General features: G+C 62.8%; 4 protein-coding genes. 3 read left to right on the top strand and 1 reads right to left on the bottom strand.

The annotated features are described in order from the left end of the window. Nucleotides 1-146: 146 nt before the first annotated feature. The 3 genes from D180_RS04865 to D180_RS04855 all read left to right on the top strand — a co-directional run bounded on the left by D180_RS04865 (nucleotide 147) and on the right by D180_RS04855 (nucleotide 4069). Complete coding sequence (locus D180_RS04865; RefSeq protein WP_017909681.1) at nucleotides 147-800, top strand: bifunctional 4-hydroxy-2-oxoglutarate aldolase/2-dehydro-3-deoxy-phosphogluconate aldolase; 654 nt, start codon at nucleotides 147-149, stop codon at nucleotides 798-800. Between the two features lie 638 nt (nucleotides 801-1438). After that, the gene (locus D180_RS24430) at nucleotides 1439-1927 is read left to right on the top strand and encodes a hypothetical protein (RefSeq protein WP_232760335.1); all 489 of its coding nucleotides are present in this window, start codon (nucleotides 1439-1441) and stop codon (nucleotides 1925-1927) included. 246 nt (nucleotides 1928-2173) lie between these two features. Beyond that, nucleotides 2174-4069, top strand: a complete 1896-nt coding sequence (locus D180_RS04855) for a P-loop NTPase fold protein (RefSeq protein WP_081616400.1) — start codon at nucleotides 2174-2176, stop codon at nucleotides 4067-4069. Nucleotides 4070-4379: 310 nt separating this feature from the next. Here the strand turns inward: D180_RS04855 and D180_RS04850 are convergent, their stop codons facing one another. After that, complete coding sequence (locus D180_RS04850) at nucleotides 4380-7487, bottom strand: discoidin domain-containing protein (protein ID WP_043090487.1); 3108 nt, start codon at nucleotides 7485-7487, stop codon at nucleotides 4380-4382. Nucleotides 7488-7489: the final 2 nt, after the last annotated feature.

Genomic DNA, 7489 nt, shown 5'->3' with positions numbered 1-7489 from the left:
GACGCCGAGTACGACCTGGGCCGCGACGCCGAGGCCGCCGCCGCGCCGCACGAAGCCAAGGACGCCTGACCGGCGCCGCCGTTCGCCCTACCCCGCCCTGGCCGTGCGCGGCCGGGGCCTCGCCCCCCTTCGCAACCGAGACGCCCATGACCATCGCCGAACACCAGACCAAGGCCGAACAGCTGCTGCGCGCGGCCGGCATCCTGCCCGTCGTCACCGTCCACACCCTGGAAGAAGCGCGCCGCGTCTCGGCCGCACTGCTCGAAGGCGGCCTGCCGGCGATCGAACTGACCCTGCGCACGCCGGTGGCGATGGACGCGCTGGCGATGCTCAAGCGCGAACTGCCGGACATCGTGATCGGCGCCGGCACCGTGCTCAACGCCACCCAGCTGCAGCAATCGATCGACGCCGGCGCCGACTTCATCGTCACCCCGGGCACCACCCCGACCCTGGCCGACGCCCTGGCGCAGGCACCGCTGCCGGTGGTGCCGGGCGCGGCCACCCCGAGCGAACTGCTGGCGCTGATGGAGCGCGGCTTCCGCGTGTGCAAGCTGTTCCCCGCCTCCGCCGTCGGCGGCCTGGCGATGCTCAAGGGCCTGGCCGGCCCCCTGGCCGAGCTCAAGCTGTGCCCCACCGGCGGCATCGGCGAAAGCACCGCCGCCGAATACCTGGCCCAGCCCAACGTGGTCTGCATCGGCGGCTCGTGGATGGTGCCCAAGGACTGGCTGGCCGACGGCGCCTGGGACAAGGTGCGCGAAAGCTCGGCGAAGGCGGCCGCGATCGTGGCGGCGGCGCGGTAGCGCCGACCGCCGGGATTTGGGATCGGGGATTCTTAAAATTAAGTGCACCAACACTGTCCACAAAAAATGACGGCGTTAGGTCCCGCGCAACGACATAGCGGGGCTTGAAACCTTTTTTCAGACAACAGGTCAACCACCAACGGCGTGCTCTTTCGCCTGGCGTTACATTTTCCTGGAGCCACATAGAAGCTACGGTGAGGTGGACGCTTCGCGTTAAATCGCTCCACATCAGCATGGTCACCCAATATCGCCGCCAACGCACTCCATCGCCCCACCATTCAACACGAATCCCAGCTGTAGCGTATGGAATTAGTGTCGGCTCGATGGCGTTGCGGGCGGCAGTCGATTACGTGACCATATGGATAAGTACATCCAGCGGATGCCAAGGGACGTGAAGTCATGGAAGGACAGTCAATCGACTCTTCGGCGAGAGGAGTCTCCGCCGAGTTCGCTTACTACCCAAGGTACTGCAACATAGACGGGGATCGCTTCTCGGTCCGAACGCTCGCCAATCTCCAAGAATCCGTTGCAGCGGTGACGAAAGATCCCTGCACTATGAATGGCTGGATCTATCCCGGCCCGCAACGTCATCGGGACGTATCCAGCGGGGAGATCCGTATCCGGCGAGGGTCTTTGGCTTGCCCAAGACCCGTGTCCTGACCCTTCATCAAAGCACGAACCCAGCAGATCTCGAATTGGCCAAGTGGTGCCTTGCCTTTTTCCTGGGCATGCCATTGACGACGACCACCGCAGGCCTTCTCGATGCAGTGCCGACGAAGCTTGGCAGTCTCGTAGACTTCGTTCTGAGTAGGCACTGCGACGAAGCCGATATCATCGAATTGACCTTTAACTACCTGAATAATGCTCGCGGCGATACGCGTTCGCTGAAGCGCGTTGCGGCTGTCATCCATGCGTTGTTCCTGTCGCATTCCCCGCAAAGCGTTTCCTGTGAGCAGTTCCAGTACCTCTACATGGCGCTGGATGGATGCTTCAAACTGGTTCTAGCCAAGGGAGTGGCCAAATCTCCCAGGAACCACGGCGACCGTATTCAATGGATGTGCGCGACATTCGACGTGCCGGCCCCTGACTGGGCCAAAAACGCCACTTCGATGCCGTCGTCGCTATAGGTTGTTCGCAACAACGCCTTTCGTGAGGCGCTTTTCTTTGACGAGCCACTTGGATATTCGATCTATGGTGGCACCCAAGGAGCAGCGGATGCCGGCAACACTCCACTACAGATGCAGGCATTGGTAAGCAGACTGTTGGTCGCCATCCTAGGAAAGTCAGAAGCAGGCTACGTCAAGTCACCCGCTAGCATGCGTCAGCGTCACATGCTAAACCTCCGCCACTGAACTGACGAATTGGAAAGATCGATGATCAACTGGATTAGAAAGAAATTCGTGGGCTCGGAAGCCGTGGATGGCGCTCCAGTGCCATCGTCCGAAGAAGAAGGAAATTCCAGGGGCAAGACGGTGGATCGTAACGTCCACATCAAGGAGTATCTCATTTATTACCTTTCGCTCAAATCGCCGGGATTTGCCGTCCTTCTGGGCGGACCCTGGGGGATTGGCAAGACCTTCGTCATCAAGAAATTCTTGGATGCACTGAACAAGGAAACGACGCCGTACATCTATGTCAGCCTCTACGGCATCAGATCCGTAGACGACGTCGACGACGCCATCCTTCAGTCCATGTACCCCGTCCTGATGAACAAAGGTGTCGCCTTAGGAGGCCGTGCGCTCAAGTCAATCGGGAAATATTTCAACGTGGAATTGGACCTAAAAGCAAAAGACTTCATCAACAAATCCAAGGCTAACGTCTACGTTTTCGACGATCTGGAGCGATGCGAGATGCCCATCAACACCGTGATGGGCTACATCAACGTGTTCGTGGAGCATGAGGGTCGCAAGGTCATCATTATTGCGAACGAGACGGAGATCGAAGAGCCACAGTACAAGCGAATTCGTGAGAAGCTCGTCGGCAGAACGTTCGAAATCCAGTCCTCACTCGAGGAGGCCCTCCAGGGATTCGTCGCCTCGGTAAAAGACGAGGCTGCGAGAAATTTCATCGCTTCCAACTCCTCCGTCATCTCGGAGATCTATCACCAATCTGAGATGAGCAACCTAAGAGTTCTACACCAAACCATCTTGGACTTCGAGCGAATCTACATCGCCTTAGAAGAGACGCATCGGAAGAACACCGAAGCTATAGCGGCCCTTCTGGCCCTCCTGTTCGCACTCTCATTCGAGTTCAAGGCCGGACGAATCACTGCGGACGAAATGAAGAATCGTCGGGTGCACATTCTGACTTCGTACATACGACGCAAGGAAGAAAACCACATTCCACCCAAAATTATCGCAGTTAAAGAGCGGTATCCTCTTGCACCGATAGATGCAGACCTGCTCTCTGACCAGACCTTGGTAAATCTGATCGCAAAAGGCATCATAGACCGGCAGAAGGTCCGTAATGAGATTGATGATAGCTCTTTCTTTAAGGATGAAGAGGAGCCCGCTTGGCGTACCGTCTGGAACTGGAACGAACGAAGCGAAGAAGAAGTCAATGCGGCACTCACCGAGATGATGCGGGCATTCGCTGCTCACGAGTACATCATTCCCGGGGAAATTCTGCACGTCTTCGGAGTTCAACTCCGGATATCGAAAATCGGGGCAATCCCCACGAGCCTCGCGCAGGTCGTTGCCGAGGCAAAGGCCTACGTGGACTATCTGTACGCACGTGGATTGCTGGAGCCCATTGAACTGCGCCAAAGCGCCTTTGATGACGATTTCGAAAGCTACGGTGGGTTGGGCTTTATGGAAGCCTCATCCATAGAATTCAAGGAGCTCTGCAAGTATCTGAACGATAAGCGGCGGGCCGCCGCTGTAGACCGTCTACCTGCCATCGCCAAGGACCTGCTCAAGGTGATGCTGGATAACCCCGGTCGGTTCCTCCGCCGAATTTCCTTGACTAATCACGAGGACAACGAGTTCTACGACATCCCAATTCTGGCTTCACTGGACGTACGTGAGTTCGTAGACGCATTCCTCAGCCTTCATCCGGCAAAACAGAGGACGGCGATGTTGGCACTCAAGGCACGCTATCAGCATGAAATGATCGACCGCTATCTAGAGGACGAACGGCCTTGGGCAACTCAGGTCAGGGACCAGTTACTGGCGGCCAGTGCGACTATGTCTCCGATGTCGCGAGAGCGATTACAGCGCCTCGTTGCCTACGGTCTTGATGTGGCTCTCGGGCTTGCGGAAAAGTCGTAGGGCCTACGGGAAGCGTTTTGCCTCGCCGAAACCCCGACCTCCCCGCAGAGCTCCTTGCCGTTGCAGGTGCGAATCGTCTTGGGCAACACCCAGGAATCCAGGTGCCAATTGGAAGCCACCGCACTGGAATCCAGAGCAGGTTTCGGGAAGCGCCAGCATAGATGGACGAACACAATTAATTGATAAACCTGCACGAGTCGGGGCGCGAACAGCGAAACACCGGGCTCCAGTCAGCGAAAGAAGCGCCGGCATGCCGGCGCTTTTGCTGTTGCTGTTGCGATTCCCGATTCCCCACTCCCGATTCCCGGCCTCAACGGACCTCGATCTGCACATCCGCCGGCAACGCGTGGATGCGCAGTTCGCCGTGCTCCCACTGCGCCGCTTCGCCGTTGACCAGGGTGCGGCCCGGTTCGCCCGGGTACGGCCACGGCAGCACCAGGCCGCCGCTGGGCATGCGCAGGCCCTCGGGGATGTTCAGCAGCAGGCGGTTCTTCTGCCGGCGCAACTGGTAGCTCAGCGGGCCCTGCGGGGTGCGCAACTGCTCGATCGCCACGCCCTTGCCGTCGAGCCAGTCGGCGGGGATGCCGGCGGCCAGCACCAGGCTGTCGTCGACGTCGCGGGCGTAGGCGAACATGTCCAGCACCGAGCGCACGAAGTCCGAGGCGACCCAGGCATGCGGCAGGTCGCCGAGGAAGAACGGCTTGCGCGGCGTGCGCGAAACCACTTCGGCCCACTGGTTCCACGCCTGCGGCGTGCGGTCCTTGAAGAAGAACTGGGTGGCCTCCCAGGCGCGCTCGCGCCAGCCCAGGCGCACGAACGCCGACACGTTGCGCCACTCGTACGGCGTGTAGTCCTTCCACTCGCGGGTGCCGTCGCGGCGGCCGACGAACTCGCTCCAGTAGCGCTCGAAGGTGTTGTCGAGCAGCGCCTGCGGCAACCGGCCCTGCTCGCCGCCCGGCGCCAGTGCGATGGTGGTCGAGGTCGGATCGAAATCGCCCAGTTCCGCCGAGCCCGGCAGGAAATTGATGTGGTGCTGCTGGGTGGCCGCGTCCAGCGAGGCGTACAGGTCCTGGCGGAACTGGTCGCGCGAGGCGGCGAAGTGCGCGGCATCGTCGATGCGGCCGAGTTCGGCGGCGATGCTCACCGCGTCCTTGTAGCCGCGCAGCGCCCAGAAGTTGTCCCAGTACGAGTGCATCGGCTTGGCCGAATAGCCCTCGTGGCTGATCGACACCGGCATCATCCCGTAGAAGGCCGCGTTGCGCGCGCGGTTCTCGTCGGTGCGCTCGCTCAGCCGCAGCTGTTCCATGTAGGTGTACGCGCCGAGCACGTGCGGCCACATCTGCTCCAGGAAGGCGCGGTCGCCGCTGTAGCGGTAGTAGTCGGCGACGCTGTAGATCAGTTCGCCATGGCTGTCGTTCTCCGGCACCGGGTCGCTGCCGCGGTCGTCCACGCAGCACGGCACCATGCCGTTGGCGAACTGGTACGGCGCATACCACTCCACGTACTCGCGCACCACGTCGGCGCGGCCCAGCCGCAGCAGGCCTTCGGAAATCATCGCGCCATCGCGGATCCAGCTGCGCGAGTACGAGCGCGTGCCCGGCTGAAGGCGCGGGCCGATCCGCGAGATCAGCATGTGCGCCAGCGCGGTGCGCAGCGTGTCGGTCACCGCCTTGCCCTGCGCCGGCACGTGCAATTGCACGCGGTCCAGCTTCTCGTGCCACTGCGCGGCGACCTGCTGCTGCGCGCGCGCTGCGTCGAAGCCTGCCGGCACGCCGGCGTTGCCGGTCTGCGGGATCACCAGCGCCACCTCGCGCACCTCGCCCGGGGCCAGCCGCCCGCGGTACAGCAAGGCGCCGGAGGCCAGTCCATCCGGATCCTGCGCCTGCTGCGGCAGGCCGCTGGCGTCGGTGCTCAGCCGTTCGACGTCCATGCCGGCGTCGAACGCGCTGGCGTAGGCGGCGTCCGGCTTCTGCACCGCGAACACCCGCGGCTGGCCGTTGACCTGCACCTGCGTGCCGGCGAAGGCCAGCGAGCGGATCGGGCTGACCCCGCCGACCGTGTTGAGGAACTGGCTGGGCGGATTGACCTGGAACGGACGCACCGCCAGCGCCAGGGTGTAGTCGTGCGGCTGCTTGCTGGGGTTGCTGAGCCGGTAGCGCGCCACCAGTTGCGCCTGCTCCGGCTCGCCCTGCACGAAGGCGGTCACGCGCAGCGCGGCGTTGTCGTGGGTCCAGTCCACGCTGGGAATCGGCAGGTAGTCGTCCTGCAGGCTCTGCGCCGTCTTGACGTCGGCCCAGCTCAGGCGCTTGCCGTCCAGCAGCAGGAACGGCTCGATGCTGAAGCCGCCCTTGCCCACCTCGATCGCGCCATCCTCGCCGACCAGGCCCTGCTCGCGGCCGCCATCCAGGCCGACGATGGTCCAGTACGGCTGCTCGCCGCTGAAGCCGCGCGGGAACCAGCCGCGGGTCGATTGCGCCGCCACCGACTTGATGAAGTCGTTCTGGGTGGCGGCGAAGGCCAGCGGCTGCAGCGTGATGTCGGCGATGCCGTAACGGAAGCTGGGGCCGTCCTGCAAGTCGAACCGCACGTAGCGCGCCTCGGTTTCCGGCAGCGCCAGCCAGTCGGTGCCGCCGTTGCCAGCGGTCACGCTGCGCAACTCGCGCCAGCTGCGCCCGTCGGCCGAGCCCTGCACGGTGTAGCGCGAGGCGTAGACGCCCGGCGCCCACTGCACCTTGGCGCCGCCGAACTCACGCACCTTGCCCAGGTCCAGCATCACCGTCTGGGTCTTGGCGTTGCCGCTGTACCAGATCGTGTCCGGCTTGCCGTCGGCGATGCGCTGCTCCAGCGCCGGCGCGGTATCGGTGTTGACCTTGACCGTCAGCGGCGAGGTGTCCTGCGGCGGCAACGGGGTCAGGGTCAGCTGATCGAAGCACACCGTGCCGGCGCCGCCGACCTGGTTGTAGATGGTGAACTCGATCTGTGCGCTGCGGGTCAGCTCCTTCTCCGGGCTCGGTCCCCAGGCCTTGTCGATCTGCCGCTTCTTGTAGGTGACCGTGCTCCACTGCGTGGGGAAGTCGTAGCGCGGCCGGTTGACCCACCACACGTTGTCGCCGCTGGCGTCGACCAGCTTGAACTGCAGGTCGTTGCTCGGCGACTCGCCGCGCAACTGGAACGAAAACTGGTAGTTGTCCGGGTACTCGATCGGCACGCTGCGGCGGATCCCGGCATAGCCGGACACGCCGTTGAAGTCGTAGTCCAGGCACAGCGCCTTGGCGCGGCCGCCGCTGGGCGCCTGCACCAGCCGGGTCGAGGCAGTGACCTGGTTGGAGACGACGATCTGCCACTTGTCCAGATCGTTGAAGCTGTCCAGCGTCACCGTGGAGGTCGGCGGCGCGGCGACCGCCTGGGCGGCCGCCAGCA

This window comes from Xanthomonas sp. SHU 166 (genome assembly GCF_000364685.1).
GTDB classification, from domain to species: domain Bacteria; phylum Pseudomonadota; class Gammaproteobacteria; order Xanthomonadales; family Xanthomonadaceae; genus Xanthomonas_A; species Xanthomonas_A sontii.
This window is presented reverse-complemented; position numbering and strand designations above follow the sequence as displayed.

What these genes read in the sequence shown, in the direction of transcription:
- D180_RS04855 (WP_081616400.1), top strand. Translation starts at nt 2,174, where the DNA reads ATGATCAACTGGATTAGAAAGAAATTCGTGGGCTCGGAAGCCGTGGAT.
- D180_RS04865 (WP_017909681.1), top strand. Translation starts at nt 147, where the DNA reads ATGACCATCGCCGAACACCAGACCAAGGCCGAACAGCTGCTGCGCGCG.